The 14,094-nt window shown below is 58.5% G+C and carries 14 protein-coding genes; 8 read left to right on the top strand and 6 right to left on the bottom strand.

Annotated features, from left to right (window positions below; translation table 11 throughout):
- Window positions 1-17: 17 nt before the first annotated feature.
- Both ACR0DX_RS07075 and ACR0DX_RS07070 read left to right on the top strand, forming a co-directional pair.
- Window positions 18-701: a phosphoenolpyruvate hydrolase family protein gene (locus ACR0DX_RS07075; protein WP_480845615.1), complete on the top strand. Its 684-nt coding sequence runs from the start codon at window positions 18-20 to the stop codon at window positions 699-701.
- Window positions 698-2,419: a phosphoenolpyruvate hydrolase family protein gene (locus ACR0DX_RS07070; protein WP_170352289.1), complete on the top strand. Its 1,722-nt coding sequence runs from the start codon at window positions 698-700 to the stop codon at window positions 2,417-2,419. The genes ACR0DX_RS07075 and ACR0DX_RS07070 overlap by 4 nt, the downstream gene beginning before the upstream one ends.
- Window positions 2,420-2,772: 353 nt before the next feature.
- On the opposite strand, the gene ACR0DX_RS07065 is transcribed toward ACR0DX_RS07070, so the two are convergent.
- Genes ACR0DX_RS07065 through ACR0DX_RS07055 form a run of 3 tightly spaced genes read right to left on the bottom strand, consistent with a single transcriptional unit; the run spans window position 2,773 to window position 4,605 of the window.
- Window positions 2,773-3,075: a nucleotidyl cyclase domain-containing protein gene (locus ACR0DX_RS07065; RefSeq protein WP_170352288.1), complete on the bottom strand. Its 303-nt coding sequence runs from the start codon at window positions 3,073-3,075 to the stop codon at window positions 2,773-2,775.
- 25 nt (window positions 3,076-3,100) lie between these two features.
- Window positions 3,101-3,703 (bottom strand): NAD(P)H-dependent oxidoreductase, encoded by a 603-nt coding sequence (locus ACR0DX_RS07060; protein ID WP_170352287.1) that lies wholly within the window; start codon window positions 3,701-3,703, stop codon window positions 3,101-3,103.
- Window positions 3,700-4,605 carry a nuclear transport factor 2 family protein gene (locus tag ACR0DX_RS07055; protein WP_480845612.1) on the bottom strand — a complete coding sequence of 302 codons (906 nt, stop codon included), beginning with the start codon at window positions 4,603-4,605 and terminating at the stop codon, window positions 3,700-3,702. Before ACR0DX_RS07055 ends, ACR0DX_RS07060 begins: the two co-directional genes overlap by 4 nt.
- Window positions 4,606-4,746: 141 nt before the next feature.
- On the opposite strand from ACR0DX_RS07055, the gene ACR0DX_RS07050 reads away from it, so the two are divergent.
- From ACR0DX_RS07050 to ACR0DX_RS07030, 5 genes are all read left to right on the top strand, one after another.
- The gene (locus ACR0DX_RS07050; protein WP_170352284.1) at window positions 4,747-5,643 is read left to right on the top strand and encodes a LysR family transcriptional regulator; all 897 of its coding nucleotides are present in this window, start codon (window positions 4,747-4,749) and stop codon (window positions 5,641-5,643) included.
- A gap of 50 nt (window positions 5,644-5,693) precedes the next feature.
- Window positions 5,694-6,581, top strand: coding sequence for a helix-turn-helix domain-containing protein (locus tag ACR0DX_RS07045; protein WP_170352283.1), 888 nt, complete (start codon window positions 5,694-5,696; stop codon window positions 6,579-6,581).
- Between the two features lie 113 nt (window positions 6,582-6,694).
- Window positions 6,695-7,648 (top strand): alpha/beta hydrolase, encoded by a 954-nt coding sequence (locus ACR0DX_RS07040; protein ID WP_170724368.1) that lies wholly within the window; start codon window positions 6,695-6,697, stop codon window positions 7,646-7,648.
- 60 nt (window positions 7,649-7,708) lie between these two features.
- Window positions 7,709-8,218 carry a nuclear transport factor 2 family protein gene (locus ACR0DX_RS07035; protein WP_170724369.1) on the top strand — a complete coding sequence of 170 codons (510 nt, stop codon included), beginning with the start codon at window positions 7,709-7,711 and terminating at the stop codon, window positions 8,216-8,218.
- 10 nt (window positions 8,219-8,228) lie between these two features.
- A complete protein-coding gene (locus ACR0DX_RS07030) occupies window positions 8,229-8,924 on the top strand; it encodes an SDR family oxidoreductase (RefSeq protein ID WP_480845609.1) in 696 nt (231 codons plus the stop codon).
- Between the two features lie 553 nt (window positions 8,925-9,477).
- On the opposite strand, the gene ACR0DX_RS07025 is transcribed toward ACR0DX_RS07030, so the two are convergent.
- Window positions 9,478-11,760: an adenosylcobalamin-dependent ribonucleoside-diphosphate reductase gene (locus ACR0DX_RS07025; protein WP_170352279.1), complete on the bottom strand. Its 2,283-nt coding sequence runs from the start codon at window positions 11,758-11,760 to the stop codon at window positions 9,478-9,480.
- A 129-nt stretch (window positions 11,761-11,889) separates the two neighbouring features.
- On the opposite strand from ACR0DX_RS07025, the gene ACR0DX_RS07020 reads away from it, so the two are divergent.
- Window positions 11,890-12,321, top strand: a complete 432-nt coding sequence (locus tag ACR0DX_RS07020) for a DUF1489 family protein (RefSeq protein WP_170352278.1) — start codon at window positions 11,890-11,892, stop codon at window positions 12,319-12,321.
- Here ACR0DX_RS07020 and hisG read toward each other — a convergent pair.
- Both hisG and ACR0DX_RS07010 read right to left on the bottom strand, forming a co-directional pair.
- The gene (hisG, locus tag ACR0DX_RS07015; RefSeq protein WP_170352277.1) at window positions 12,318-13,007 is read right to left on the bottom strand and encodes an ATP phosphoribosyltransferase; all 690 of its coding nucleotides are present in this window, start codon (window positions 13,005-13,007) and stop codon (window positions 12,318-12,320) included. The genes ACR0DX_RS07020 and hisG overlap by 4 nt on opposite strands.
- Complete coding sequence (locus tag ACR0DX_RS07010) at window positions 13,004-14,092, bottom strand: ATP phosphoribosyltransferase regulatory subunit (RefSeq protein ID WP_170352276.1); 1,089 nt, start codon at window positions 14,090-14,092, stop codon at window positions 13,004-13,006. Before ACR0DX_RS07010 ends, hisG begins: the two co-directional genes overlap by 4 nt.
- Window positions 14,093-14,094 lie beyond the last annotated feature (2 nt).

Below are 14,094 nucleotides of genomic sequence, written 5' to 3'. Positions count from 1 at the left end.
TAAGAAAAAAACAGAAAATGCTTCTCATTTCCGACGATTTCTTCCTAAATGACCGCATGATCAAAATGGCACTTACTGGTTCAAGAACCGAAACCCCAGATCAAAGTAACCGGATCTTCTGCCCGGCACTGCATGGGCTGACCCCTCCGCAGACGGATTTGGCATTTGTGATGCCCCGCATGGATCACAACCGCCAGGTTCGCGAAAATCATCGACAGGGCGACTGGGCTGCTCTTCTCGCTAGCGATCCCTTTGGCTCCGAGGCGACGATGTTCGGGCGATTGCACGAGATCGGGTACCTGGGAGTTACAAACTGGCCGTCATCCATTTTACTGGACGGCACACTTCGGCAATCTATGTCGACGATCCCCGCATCCCCCGAATTCGAATATGATTTCCTCGCCCGGGCGCAGGAGGCCGGTTTTCAGGCGATGGCTTTCTTTCTTTCATTGGATCAGGCCCGGGCCGCCCTCAGGGCAGGGCTGACACGGTTGGTGTTACATCCCGGTATCCTTGACGTCAGGAGTGAAGAAAGCGGCGCCATGGTGCTGGGGTCGCTCCAGCGTCTGATCGATGCAATCCGGGCCGAGGCCAAGGACGTTTCGATCCTTGCTTACACCTCTGCCTGGCACGAAGATTCGGTTCCACTTGGCACATTGGCCGTGGACGGTCTGGTCTGGCTGGAGACGGGCACATCATGAAACACCCCAAAAGCTTCCTGTTTGGTGCGGTTGTTGGTTCAGGGCTGACAGCGAAAGCAGCTGACAAAGCCGGTGCGGATTATCTTCTGGCGCTCAATGCCGGCCGCTTTCGGGTGCAGGGCGCGTCATCGCTGGTCAGCTTCCTGCCGGTGCGCGCCGCCAATGACTGGGTTTTTGAGTTTGCCGAGCGTGAAATGCTGGGGCGGTGTTCGGCACCTCTGTTCGCGGGTCTTTCCGTAAGCGACCCCAATCAGGATATCGCCGAGCTGGTTCAGCGCACCCGTGATCTGGGCTTTGCGGGCGTATGCAATTTCCCTTCGACCACCTTGATTGATGGTCGTTTGGGCGCGTTGATCGAACGCGAGGGGCTGGGGCTTGAACGTGAAATCACGTTGGTCGAAGAAGCGATAAAAGCCGGAATGGAGTCCTTTGTCTACGTTCAGACCAACGCGCAGGCCCGCAGAATGGTTGATGTTGGCGCAACAGCCATTTGCGTGAATATCGGCTTCACCAGCGGCGATACTGGCGTGAACACCCATCTGACGCTGGAAACTGCAGCGGCACAGATCGAACGTGTGCTGGAGGGCGTTCCAGCCTCGGTCGCCAAACTCTGCCATGGCGGGCCAATCACCTCGCCCGAAGAGGCGTTGGCGATCACTCGGATTTGCGGCGTGCAGGGTTTCGTGGCCGGGTCGACACTGGATCGGTTGCCTGTCGAACAAACGCTCAACGAAGTTACCAAGGGCTTTACGGCTATTCCAAGCTTGTCGCGCATCGCTACCGTCGCCTCAAGCAGCGCGCATGATCTGGTTGGGTCATCCTACACGATGCAGATGATCCGCGAGGAACTAGACGATCTGGCTTATGAAGACATCCCGGTTTTGCTGATCGGCGAAACCGGCACCGGCAAAAGCCGGGCGGCTCAGCGTTTGCACGCGGCTGGTCCCTCGGCCCGACGGCAGCTTGTGGTCGTGGACTGTCCTGCTTTGGATGGGCCGGAAGGTGGCGTTCATTTGCTTGGTAAGGCTGCGGGAACATTTGGCGGAACAAGCAGTCAGCGCGGGGCTTTAGAGCAGGCATCCGGCAGTACCATCGTCTTTGACGAGATCACGGCCCTTGGCCCGGATCATCAGGGCAAAATTCTGAAATTCACCGATGAAAAGATGGTCCAGCGGATCGGGGATCACACGCTGCGAAAAGCAGAGGCCAGGATCATTGCCACGTCATCGCCGGGCCTTTTGGATGCCGTCGAAAACAAAACCTTTCGTCCGGATTTGTATCACCGGATCTCTGGTCACGAAATCACGCTGCCGCCCCTGCGCGAACGCATCGACGATATTCCCGAACTCGCGCTGCATATCGGACGACAGGTGACCAGTGAGACGCCGAAATTCTCGAACGCTGCGCTGCGCCTGATGCTGGAACATGACTGGCCCGGCAACGTCAGAGAGCTGTATTTTGCGGTCCAGCGGGCGGTCCGCAAATCCGATGGTTCGACAATCAGCCTGAAAGATGTTGAATTCCTGCACCGCAAACCCGCTTCGACTTCTGTTCCCCCTATCCAGGAAACTCTGGTTGGCACCCCGGTCTCCGAACGCGACTGGATCGCCGAGGCTCTGGCCCGCAATGGCTTCCGTCGGGCACAAACTGCAAAGGAACTGGGAATGACCACCCGCACGCTTTACAACAAGATCAAAAAGCACAGCTTGCAGGGGTAATCTGCACAGTTACTACAAAAGCTAAAAAACCTCACGCCTGCCGATGTCTAGATCGAACGCGGGCATACCAATCCAAAACGACAAGAAAGGATCAAACGAGAAACCATCGAAACCCGGCGCTTGCTTCACCGCAAAACCGCCGCATAGTCGATCCATCCAGATGCGGCAGATACTCTCTTAACTCAGGCCGGCATTTATCCCAAAATCCCTGACAAAGGACTCCTCAAGCAAACTGCGAATAGAATGATAGCCAACTAACTGCATACTTCGTGTCATGCGTTTTGAGACGCTATGCGCCAGCAGTATCTTTTCGTCCAGTTTCTTGCACAGTTCCTGAACGCGACTGGCCGCATTCACAGCCTGCCGATGACCGTGAAGCCCAAACAATCAGGGCTGACGATGTTGCCGAAGGTGACGCCACCGAAGTCAATGTCGACGACGAACTCGATTGGCTCGTTTTCCTTTTCGGCGTTTGTATCGTTGTGGTCGCACAGGTTGGTCAGGCCGAGTTCTGCCGCCCAAACCGCAAATCTGAACGAGGCTTCCGCCTCGTCATCATTTTTAAAAACAGCACGTAGGCCGCCCCCCATGAACTTGAGAACGTCACCGCCTTGTTCTCGGATGGCTGACACGACCACCTCGAAATACTCACCCACCTGCCCGGCGCAGGATGGATCAACCTTAGCTTACCGCCGCTGCTAGTGAGGGGTCGTCTTCCAATTGTTTGAGCAAACGGGCCTGTCTCACCTTGGGATCCAGTTCGGGGTCGCTCAAATAGGCCAACATATGGGGCACGTTCTCGTCGATCTGCTGCTGAGAGGCCACTGCCATCCCGTGGGCCACGAAAGGCCTTAGATAGGTCATTCCGGCCAGGTTCGCCGTCTGTTGGAACGGTTTCAGAAACTCAGCCATCGTAAAGTTGTTGTATCCGCCTGCGTGATAGCTGTGCTCGGGGCCTCCGGTCGAAACAAGGATGAGGAACTCACGGCCCGTCAGTTGATCACCGCCCGGCCCATAAGCGAAGCCATAGTTCAGCACCTGATCCATCCAGGCTTTCATCACCGGGGGTGCGGAATACCAGTAGAATGGAAACTGGAACACGATCCGGTCATGGGCCAGCAAGAGGGCCTGTTCGGCTTCGATATCAAAACGCATCTCGCCGCCGCCAATGGCGGTCAGATCACGCGTTGTCACGTCGGTGGCCTCTGAAAGAGCGTCAAACCAAGCGCGGTTGATGCGCGAGTTGTTCAGGTCAGGGTGAGCGGTGAGGACGAGGGTTTTCATGTGTCAGCCTCTTGCAGGAGTTGTGCGGAATAATGGGTGATCAGGGGGCGGCCATCGGATCGTTTTTCAAAGCGCCAGTTTTCGTGAACGCGGGCTTCAATCCGGTCTCCAGCAACGGTCGTGGCGCGAAACAGAACTTCGAACTGTGCCGCATTGGGCTTGATTGCGATCTTGCTAACGTGATGCTCGGTCGGGCGTTGCAAGGTTTCAAGCACGCCACGATACCAAGCACGCACGCGATCATGCCCGGTGAGTGTGGTATCGACATCAAGCATGTCCCAGTCCACGTCTGGGTGGAGGTCAGGCAGGAACGCGTCGATCGGATCCAGCCTGTCGAACCGGGCAAACCAGTCGGCGATAAAACCGCGGATTTCGGGGAAATCGGTCACTTGAATACCTGTCGATGGTTTACTTGGCCAGTCGCTCAGGGACCGGAGCCAGCGAGTATTGGGACCAGAAAACGTGTTTGCCGCATCCTGATCGGCGGACAGGTTGGTTGCCTCGACGATCTTGCCATTCTCGATCCGGTAGACGAGCGCCCAGGTCGTATCGACATTCGGTTTGCCGTCGGCGTTCGACCAGCCGCGGTGGATATCAACCACATGGGTTTCGTCGGCCCCGAAATAGATGGGTTCTGCCTGAAAACCAGCGGCACCCAGTTGTTCAAAAAAAGCCAATACCTCGTCCCGACCGGTCTTGGTTCCAGACAGGGGGTGGCGGCCCGGGATGTGCCATTTGACGTTCTCGTCCATCACGGCTGCGATGCCGTCCAGATCACTGGCGCCGTAGGCGGCGAAGAAGTCCTGCACGACCTTGATATTGTCTTCTGGGGATGCGGCCATGGCGGTCTCTCCTGTGATCAGAGCAGCGGTGAGGGCAGCAACTTTGGTCAGAGTGTTCATCTTGTGTCCTCCTGAATTCATGGTGACAGCCTGTTGGGCTGCGGTGAGACGAAGATAATAATCCCGGCATGACGTGATAATTCACCCTGTTGGCACTTCTTTCATGTATAAGATCGAATAATAGCTCTGTTCGGGGTCTCCATGCGCCTGCCACTCGCCACGCTTGAAATCTTTACCGCCATCGCGCGTCACGGATCGCTACGTGCTGCGGCCGAGGCGCTGGGTATCAAGCCATCGACCGTTAGCCATCAATTGAGAGCACTGGAAGAGCAGCTGGGCACTGCGCTGTTCATTCGGACAACGCGATCCATCAGCCTGACCGAAGCCGGGCGCGCCCTGATCCGCGGTGCGGGGCCGGCCTTTGATCAACTCTCGGAAGCCGTCGAAAGCGCGCGCAGCACCGGTCACGCCGCGCGGGGCACGTTGAAGCTGGCGATGCCGGAATTTGCCTATCACCTCTATGTCGGTCCGATCCTCAAGAGTTTTTGCGCCGCATATCCCGAGATCGAACTGGAACTGTCGCTGACGGATGCACTGTCAGACATACTTGGCGAGGAGCTGCATGCCGGATTTCGTCTGGGGGATCGTGTGGCGCAGGACATGGTGGCGGTGCGGTTGACGCCGCCACTTCCGGTGGTTGTCGTCGCCAGCCCGGACTACCTGGCGGCTCGGGGCACCCCGGAAACGCCGCGTGATCTGCTGGGGCATACCTGTATCCGCTACAGGTTCCAATCCTCGGGCCAGATTGCGCCATGGAGTTTTCAATCGAGTGAGGGAGGGTATGACGTCGATGTGCAGGGCAATCTGATCGCAAACGCCCTTCCAGCCTCCGTCGATCTGGCCAAACGAGGGCTGGGCCTCGCCTATACATTCAAGGCCTATGTCGACCCCCAGATCTCTGCAGGAGAGCTGCAACCGGTTCTGGACGACCACTTGGGACCCACCTCCGGTATTTTCATGTATTTCCCGCGTGAGTATAAATCCATGATGCCCCTGAGGCTGTTCATCGACCACATAAAGCGCCAGCAAAGCGTTTGACCCTGCGCGCGCAGACCCCACATATCGAATATTGCCAGCCGGAGCCGTCCTTGCCCCTAAGATACGCTGATATCTATCCGTCAGAACCGTTGCTGAACAGTGATGCGATGCAGCGCCCTTCGGCGGCTGGTTTGATGTCAGTGCGGTATTTTCGGGCCGAACCTGATCGGATGCCAGAGGAGGTGTTTGCAGAACACCACGTCCTTCTGAACCTGCAGGAGAAGGGGCATCGCGTGCAAAACTGGCGGGATGGCACGCTGCGGGATTTCACCTTTTGCAAGGACGAGGTCATCGTGACCCCGGCAGGTATGCGGTCGGGATGGCGGTGGTACGGGCAGTCCGATGTGATCGTAATCACCTTGCATCCGGACAAGGTCCAGCACTTTGCGCAGTCTGAGCTGGGTATACTGCTGGCACCTGAACAGTTTCGCGATCTGCCGCAGTTTTCCGATCCTGACCTATGTGCCGCAGGTGTCATTCTGCGCGATGCGCTGGCAACGGACGACATGTCCTCAGCCGTGATGTTTGAAGCTATGAGCAGGGTGTTTCTCGTCAAACTGCTACAGAAATACGGCAAACGCCGCGCCGAAGAGGTTGAGCTGTCCTCGCGCTTTACCTCGCAGCACTATCAACGGGTGCTGTCCTATGTACAGGACCGTTTGGATCAGACAATCACCGTCGATCAATTGGCCTCTGAGGCGGGTATGAGCCCTTCGCATTTTGCGCGGGTTTTCAAGGAAACGCTGGGCTCGACCCCTATGCAATATGTCATGGCCTACCGGGTCGAGCAGGCGATGAAGATGATCGAAGACCCAGTTCGCCCCCTGGGGGATATCGCTTTGGCCTGTGGCTTCTCAGATCAGGCGCATTTCACACGCAGTTTCAAACAGGTGGTGGGCCAGACCCCGCGCGCCTTCCGCGCGGCGAATGTTGCCTAAAGCAGGATCTTTCAAAAACGCGGCAGTCCGGTGCAAGTATCCCTGCTTACGACAACGTATCTCAGGTGTCATCGGGCTTGTGCCCATCCAGACAAATTTTGGGAGATACCGCTATGAACACCCTCGCTCTGACCACCGCCGCTGCATTGATGGCTTCGACAGCCGCTGTTGCGCAGGTTGAAACCCGCACCGTTACTTTCGAGAACGAAGGCGCTTTGCTGTCCGGCACGCTGTACCTGCCGGAAGAGCGCGGATCTGAACCGCTGCCCACCGTCGTCGTGACCGGGGCCTGGACCTCGGTTCAGGAACAGATGCCTGCGAATTATGCCCGAGAAATGGCCGAGCGCGGCTTTGCCGCCTTCACTTTTGATTTCCGCGGTTGGGGCAAATCGGGTGATCTGCCGAACAAAGTGCGCTTTGTCGAAAGCCCAGAGGCGAAGACATCGGATATTAAAGCAGCGATCGCATTCGTCGCGACCCTGCCCGAGGTGGACGCCGATCACATCAACGGCCTGGGGATCTGCGCCTCGGCCGGGTACATGGTCGATGCAGTCTCTGGCAATCCGCTGGTTCAGCGGCTGGGTCTGGTTGCACCTTGGTTGCAGAACGCCCAGATCGTTGAGGCGGTTTATGGCGGTGCAGAAGGTGTCGCAGGGCTGATTGAAGTGTCCCATGCCGCCGAGGCCGCTGGCGGCCAGATCATTCCTGCCGCAGGCCCAGAGGGTGCCGAGGGCGTGCTGATGCCAATCGGCGGATACTACTATGAGGCCGACCGTGGCGCGATCCCGGAATATGACGACAAGTGGAACAATGCGGGCTGGGAAGGCTGGCTGACCTATCATCCCGCCGACAATCCGCAGCGTTTGGATAAACCGCTGGCCATTGTGCACTCGGAAAGCGCGGCGATCCCACAGGGCGTTCAGACCTTCCTTGCCGGCTTCGAAGGCGAGGCGACCGCGCAATGGCTGGAGGATGTGACCCAGTTCGACTTCTACGACAATCCCGAGGATGTCACCCGCGCAGCCGACACCGTCGCTGACCACTTCCGAGCCAGTTCAAGCAACTAAGACCTGTCGGGACGCCGAGCAATCGTTCGGCGTCCACCCTCAACTATTCGGAGCATCCTCATGCGTAGAAAACTTACATCGACCCTGGCAGCCGTCTCTATGATCGGAACCGCAGCTTTTGCCGAGCAGCAAGCCGATATCTCGACCGCCATTACCGACATCGCGGCAGGCGCTGACCGCCACGACTGGACCCGTGTGCGCGGCGCGTTTGCCGATACCGTCACGACGGATTACACCAGCCTCTGGGGCGGAGACGCGGTTACGCAACCCGCAGATGAGCTTGTGGCGGGTTGGTCCGCTTTCTTGCCCGGTTTCGACGCGACGCATCATATGGTGACCAATCACACCATCACCTCTCTGACCGATACAGCCGCTACGGCACAGGCTGATTTCACAGCAACCCATCGTCTTGATGACGGATTGTGGGTGCTGGGTGGCCGCTATGACTATGAGCTTGAGAAATCATACGACCGCTGGCTTGTCACATCGATGACCATGACGGCAATCTGGGAATCCGGTGACCGTGGGCTTGTGGCTATTGCCGGCCAGCGCGCCGCTGAAGCGAATTGAAGGAAGGACCATGACCAGCCAGCGCATCGCACTCGTGACCGGCGCCAATCGCGGTATCGGCAAAGAAGTCTCACGGCAATTGGCCCATGACTATGGGATGAAGGTTCTGATCAGTGCACGCGATCTGGCAAAAGGGCAAGCTGCTGCGGATGAAATCGGATATGGGGCGGAAGCCTTGCAACTGGATGTCTCTAGTCCGGACTCTGTCGCGGCTGCCTTCTTCTTGATGGTTGAATCGGTCTACGGCCGCCTTGATGTCTTGGTGAACAATGCGGGCGTGGACTATGACACCGACCAAGAGGTCCACCTCGCCGATCTTGACCGGGTGCGTCAAGCGTTTGATACGAACCTTTTCGGCCCTTGGGATACCACGATTGCGTCGGTGCCACTTTTAAAACGAGGAACGGATGCCCGGATCGTCAACGTGTCCTCTGGAGCGGGGTCGCTGACCGGTATGTCCACCGGAACGCCGGGCTATGGCGTTTCCAAAGCGGCTCTGAACGCGTTGACCATCAAAACCGCTGCAGCGCTGAAACCTCAGGGCATTCTCGTCAATGCCGTGTGTCCCGGCTGGGTTGCCACGGATATGGGCGGCGGGGGGCGTCCGGTTTCCGAGGGCGCCAAGGGTGTTGTCTGGGCGGCTACCTTGCCAAATGACGGTCCGACCGGAGGGTTCTTTCGCGATGGCGTCGCAATTGAGTGGTAGGTTCAGCCGGGCGTCATGAAATCAATCAGCTTCCTGACCCGCGCTGGCAACAGGCGGCGGTTGGGATAGACGGCGAACAAATCCCGCGTCAAAGGTGTGGCACCTGTGACCTGCAGCTAGTGCAACTCACGGTCTACCATGTCCAAAGGCAACATCGCGACACCCAGATTACGGCGAGCCGCCTGCGCGATGACATTAAGGTCGGTTAGACTGAGCGCGGTGTGCATCGGGTGCAAAGTTTCCCTGCTTTCAAGAACCCAGGGCTAACCAGCCGTTAGGTCGGACGAAGCAAGAAAGTCATATCTGGATACCGGCCCGTCCACCCCTTCGTGCCCGGACGAAACCCAAACCGGCGCAAAAAATGCGTCCTTTCGCACGCCAGCTTTGTGCGGAGCGCGCGCCAAGGCGCAGATATTCCGCAAAACAACCCGGTTTCGTTGAAATTGCCACTGCCTCAAATGCAGTGGCAAAGTTTTGACGATCAAAGTTGCAGTTTTAGCTGGTTAGATTGCAAACAGACGCTGATTTTCGCATTTCCACAGCAGTCTAAATTTTATCCGCACTTAGAGTGGCCGCAACTGCGGCAGGTCATGCAGCCTTCGATCATTGCCATGTCGAACTGCCCGCAGGACGGGCACGCTTTGCCACGCGGAGCATCCATATTGACGACCTGCGCCTGCGGATCTGATTTCAGCCCCATGCCCTCGCCTTCAAGGAAACCGATATTGATCAGGTGCTGCTCGATCACGCCGCCAATCGCAGCAAGTATCGAAGGGATGTACTTGCCTTTAACCCACGCACCGCCGCGTGGATCAAAGACGGCTTTCAGCTCTTCGACCACAAAGGACACATCTCCTCCACGACGGAACACGGCCGAGATCATCCGCGTAAGCGCCAGAGTCCAGGCGTAGTGTTCCATGTTCTTGGAGTTGATGAACACCTCAAACGGACGACGACGACCGCCAATCACAATATCGTTGATGGTCAGATAAATCGCGTGTTCGCTGTCGGGCCATTTCAGCTTGTAGGTCGACCCCTCCAGGGTCTGCGGACGGTCCAGCGGTTCGGACATGTAAACCACCTCGCCCCCGTCGACCTCATGCGGTGCATCGGCGCTTTCGCCCGGCACCTTGTCGTCCTTCTCGGAGACAGTCAGAACCGACCCGGTCACGTCATTGGGGCGGTAGGTCGTGCAACCTTTGCAGCCCTGATCCCAGGCTTGCATGTAAACATCCTTGAAGGCGTCAAAACTGATATCCTCAGGGCAGTTGATGGTTTTCGAGATCGAGCTGTCGATCCATTTCTGCGCGGCGGCCTGCATCTTAACGTGGTCAGACGGGGAAAGCGTCTGCGCGTTCACAAAATAATCGGGCAAAGCTACATCGCCGAATTTGTCGCGCCACATCTGCACGGCATAATCTACTACTTCTTCCTCGGTGCGCGAACCGTCCTTCTGCAGCACCTTGCGCGTGTAGGCATAGGCAAAGACCGGCTCGATCCCCGAAGACACGTTCCCTGCATAGAGCGAAATCGTCCCTGTCGGCGCAATTGAGGTCAGCAGCGCGTTGCGGATACCGTGTTCGCGGATCGCGTCACGCACGTCTTCATCCATTTGCTGCATGGTGCCGCTGGCCAGGTATTTCTCGGCGTCAAACAGCGGGAACGCGCCCTTTTCCTTCGCCAAATCGACCGAGGCCAGATAGGCGGCGCGGGCGATCGCATGCAACCAGCGTTCCGTCTGACGCGCCGCTTCGTCTGACCCATAGCGCAAACCCAACATCAGCAGCGCATCGGCCAACCCGGTCACGCCCAGCCCAATCCGGCGCTTGTCCTGTGCTTCGGCTTCCTGCTCGGCCAGCGGGAATTTCGACGCGTCCACAACATTGTCCATCATGCGCACAGCCGTAGCGACCAGCTCTTGCAAGGCGGCCTCATCCAAATGCGCCGTATCCCCGAACGGGTCCGCCACCAGTCGCGCCAGATTGATCGAACCCAACAGGCACGCACCATAAGGCGGCAAGGGCTGCTCGCCACACGGGTTCGTCGCGGCGATGGTTTCCACATAGCTCAGGTTGTTGGCCTTGTTGATGCGGTCGATGAAGATCACACCCGGCTCGGCATAGTCATAGGTGGCCTGCATGATCTTGTTCCACAGATCGCGTGCCTGAACTGTGTGATAAACCTTGTCACCAAAGACCAGTTCCCACGGGCCATCGGCCTTGACGGCCTCCATGAACGGATCCGTCACCAGAACCGACATGTTGAACATGCGCAGGCGCGCGGGGTCAGATTTCGCTGTGATGAACTGTTCGATATCAGGGTGATCGCAGCGCATAGTCGCCATCATCGCCCCACGACGCGAGCCTGCGGACATGATCGTCCGACACATCGCGTCCCAGACGTCCATGAACGACAACGGGCCAGAAGCATCCGCCGCCACGCCCTTGACATCGGCCCCGCGCGGACGGATGGTCGAGAAATCATACCCGATCCCGCCACCCTGCTGCATGGTCAGCGCGGCCTCTTTCAGCATGTCAAAGATACCGCCCATGCTGTCGGGCACGGTGCCCATGACGAAACAGTTGAACAGGGTCACCTGACGCGCTGTACCTGCACCCGCAGTGATGCGGCCAGCGGGCAGATATTTGAAATCTTCCAGCGCTGCGTAGAACTTATCTTCCCAATGGGCCGCGTCATCCTCGACCCGCGCCAGATCGCGGGCTATGCGTCGCCAGCTATCCTCGACCGTCTGGTCGATGGGCGTGCCATCCGCTTCTTTAAAGCGGTATTTCATGTCCCAGATCTGCTCGGCGATGGGGGCGGCAAAGCGGCTCATTGGTGATTCCCTGTTTTGAAAGAGGTATCCAGATTACCGCAATTCACATCCAAACCACAACACCTTGATGACGTCGCATAGCGAGCTACAATATAAAGGTGGGCCTTGGGACGACTCTGTGGGAAAGCTGTGGATAAGTATGTAAACCTCATCAAACTGTCCGTCGGATCGGAAAGCGTTGATACGCTGATGGCGTGGCAGGACAGTCGCAGACCGCTTTACGAGGACGGCTGCCCGCGCCATGTCACCCGCATGTGGCCAAAGCGCGAGGCCGAAATTCTGAATGGCGGATCAATCTATTGGGTGATCAAGGGCGTAATCCAATGCCGTCAGCGCATCCTGCGTCTGGATGAGGTCCGGGGCGAGGACGGCATTCGCCGTTGCGCCATCGTGCTGGACCCGCAGGTCTATCGCACCCAGACGGCGCTCAAACGCCCATTTCAGGGCTGGCGCTATCTCAAACCCGAGGACACCCCCGCCGACCTGCCGGAAGGGCGCGAACAGGACGATGCCTTGCCCGACGATCTGAACCGTGCGCTGGCCGAGATCGGCGTGCTTTAGCGCAGACGATCCAGCAATGCGTTCAGCGTGGCCTTTGTCTCGGGGTCACATTTCGCCACCCGGCTGCGCCACAGGGTTGCCTGCGATTGCAGGATCATCCCGTCGGTCAGGATTTTGAGGTGGTTCGCTCGCAGCGTCTCGCCGGTAGATGTGATATCGGCAATGGCCTCGGCGGTCTCATTCATCACCGTGCCCTCGGTCGCGCCCTGGCTATCGACCAGAGTGTAATCGGCAACTCCCGCATCGGTCAGGAACTCGCGCACCAACCGGTGGTATTTAGTGGCAATCCGCAGCCGATGCCCGTGGGTCTTGCGAAACGCCGCTGCCGCCGCGTCCAGATCATCCAGCGTGTCTACATCAACCCAGCAAGCAGGTGTCGCGATGATCAGGTCGGCCTTGCCAAACCCAAGCTGCGAGATCTCCTCAACCTGTTGTTCCCAGCGGGGCAGCTTTTCATGCACCAGATCAATGCCGGTGACACCCAGATGAATGCGCCCGGCGGCCAGTTCGCGCGGGATTTCCCCAGCAGACAGCAGGATCAGAGAGACCCCGTCGATGCCCTCGACCTTACCCGCATATTCCCGGTCCGATCCGCTGCGCGACAGAGTGATGCCGCGCTTTTCGAACCAACCAAAGGTCTTGTCCATCAACCGGCCCTTCGAGGGCACGCCCAGTTTCAGGCTCATCGCGCGTCCTCCTCGATCTCAAGCATCAGGTCGGGGCGGATGACACCGCCCACCGCCGGAATTTCGGCCCCGTTCCCCAACTGCCGCGTCAGCGCGTCATAGCGCCCTCCGGTTGCGATTGGGGGCAGATCAGGGCGGCCTTCGGCATAGAAGCCAAAGACAAACCCGTCATAATATTCCATCGAGGTGCGGCCATAGGCGGCCTCGAAATCCAGACGTTCCACATCCACGCCACGGGCCTGCAGTGAGGCAATCCGCGCTTCAAGCCGGTCCAGCGCCGGAGTGATCTGCGGCAGATCCACCGCCACGTCGCGCAGCTGTTCCAACGCAAAGGGCATGGTCTCACGCACGTTCAGCAGGGTTTCCAGCCCAACCAGTTCGTTGTCGGAGATAGGCGGTGTGTCGCGATCTTCGCGCAAGGCAGCGATCCGCGCTTCGATCTCGGAGGCACGGCGCTTGCCGATCATTGGGATGTCCGGATCCAGCGGATTTTCCGCATCCAACAGGCTGTCGCGCCCTTCAGGTCCCGGTTTGCGACCGGCAAAGCGGTCCAGCAGCACCCGGAAGCGACGAGGCCGCCACAAGTGCCGCATCAGCGCCGCCTTGCGCCGGTCCGTGGTCTTAAGGCCCTCGACAGCGGCAGTCAGGATGCCGATATCCCCGGTCGCCGCGCGCAAAGGCAGCCCTCGCAATTGCAGCGCGAACAGCGAAAACACCTCAGCATCCGCGCCTGCAGGATCGTTGCGGTCGAACACTTCGTAGCCGACCTGAATGTATTCATTCGAGCGATCAGGGTCATGCTCCTGACGGCGGAATACCTCGCCTGAATAGGTGTATCGGGCAGGCTCGGCCCCGTCGGACATGTGCATCTGCACCACGGGCAGGGTGAAGTCCGGGCGCAGCATCTGCTCGCCCCGCAGCGCGTCCGTAGTCACATAGGCACGCGCGCGGATATCCTCACCATAAAGGTCCAGCAGCGTGTCGGCCGGTTGCAGCAGCGGAGGGTCCACGACCTGTGCGCCTGCGGCCTCGAACCTCACGCGCATCATCGCAGCGCGGGCTTGTATCTGGGAACGGTTGGGCATGG

It is taken from the genome of Ruegeria sp. D3, assembly GCF_056534465.1.
This window is presented reverse-complemented; position numbering and strand designations above follow the sequence as displayed.

Coding starts and splice junctions, on each gene's coding strand:
- ACR0DX_RS07075 (WP_480845615.1), top strand. CDS start 18: ATGCTTCTCATTTCCGACGATTTCTTCCTAAATGACCGCATGATCAAA.
- ACR0DX_RS07070 (WP_170352289.1), top strand. CDS start 698: ATGAAACACCCCAAAAGCTTCCTGTTTGGTGCGGTTGTTGGTTCAGGG.
- ACR0DX_RS07060 (WP_170352287.1), bottom strand. CDS start 3,703: ATGAAAACCCTCGTCCTCACCGCTCACCCTGACCTGAACAACTCGCGC.
- ACR0DX_RS07055 (WP_480845612.1), bottom strand. CDS start 4,605: ATGAACACTCTGACCAAAGTTGCTGCCCTCACCGCTGCTCTGATCACA.
- ACR0DX_RS07050 (WP_170352284.1), top strand. CDS start 4,747: ATGCGCCTGCCACTCGCCACGCTTGAAATCTTTACCGCCATCGCGCGT.
- ACR0DX_RS07040 (WP_170724368.1), top strand. CDS start 6,695: ATGAACACCCTCGCTCTGACCACCGCCGCTGCATTGATGGCTTCGACA.
- ACR0DX_RS07035 (WP_170724369.1), top strand. CDS start 7,709: ATGCGTAGAAAACTTACATCGACCCTGGCAGCCGTCTCTATGATCGGA.
- ACR0DX_RS07030 (WP_480845609.1), top strand. CDS start 8,229: ATGACCAGCCAGCGCATCGCACTCGTGACCGGCGCCAATCGCGGTATC.
- ACR0DX_RS07025 (WP_170352279.1), bottom strand. CDS start 11,760: ATGAGCCGCTTTGCCGCCCCCATCGCCGAGCAGATCTGGGACATGAAA.
- hisG (WP_170352277.1), bottom strand. CDS start 13,007: ATGAGCCTGAAACTGGGCGTGCCCTCGAAGGGCCGGTTGATGGACAAG.
- ACR0DX_RS07010 (WP_170352276.1), bottom strand. CDS start 14,092: ATGCCCAACCGTTCCCAGATACAAGCCCGCGCTGCGATGATGCGCGTG.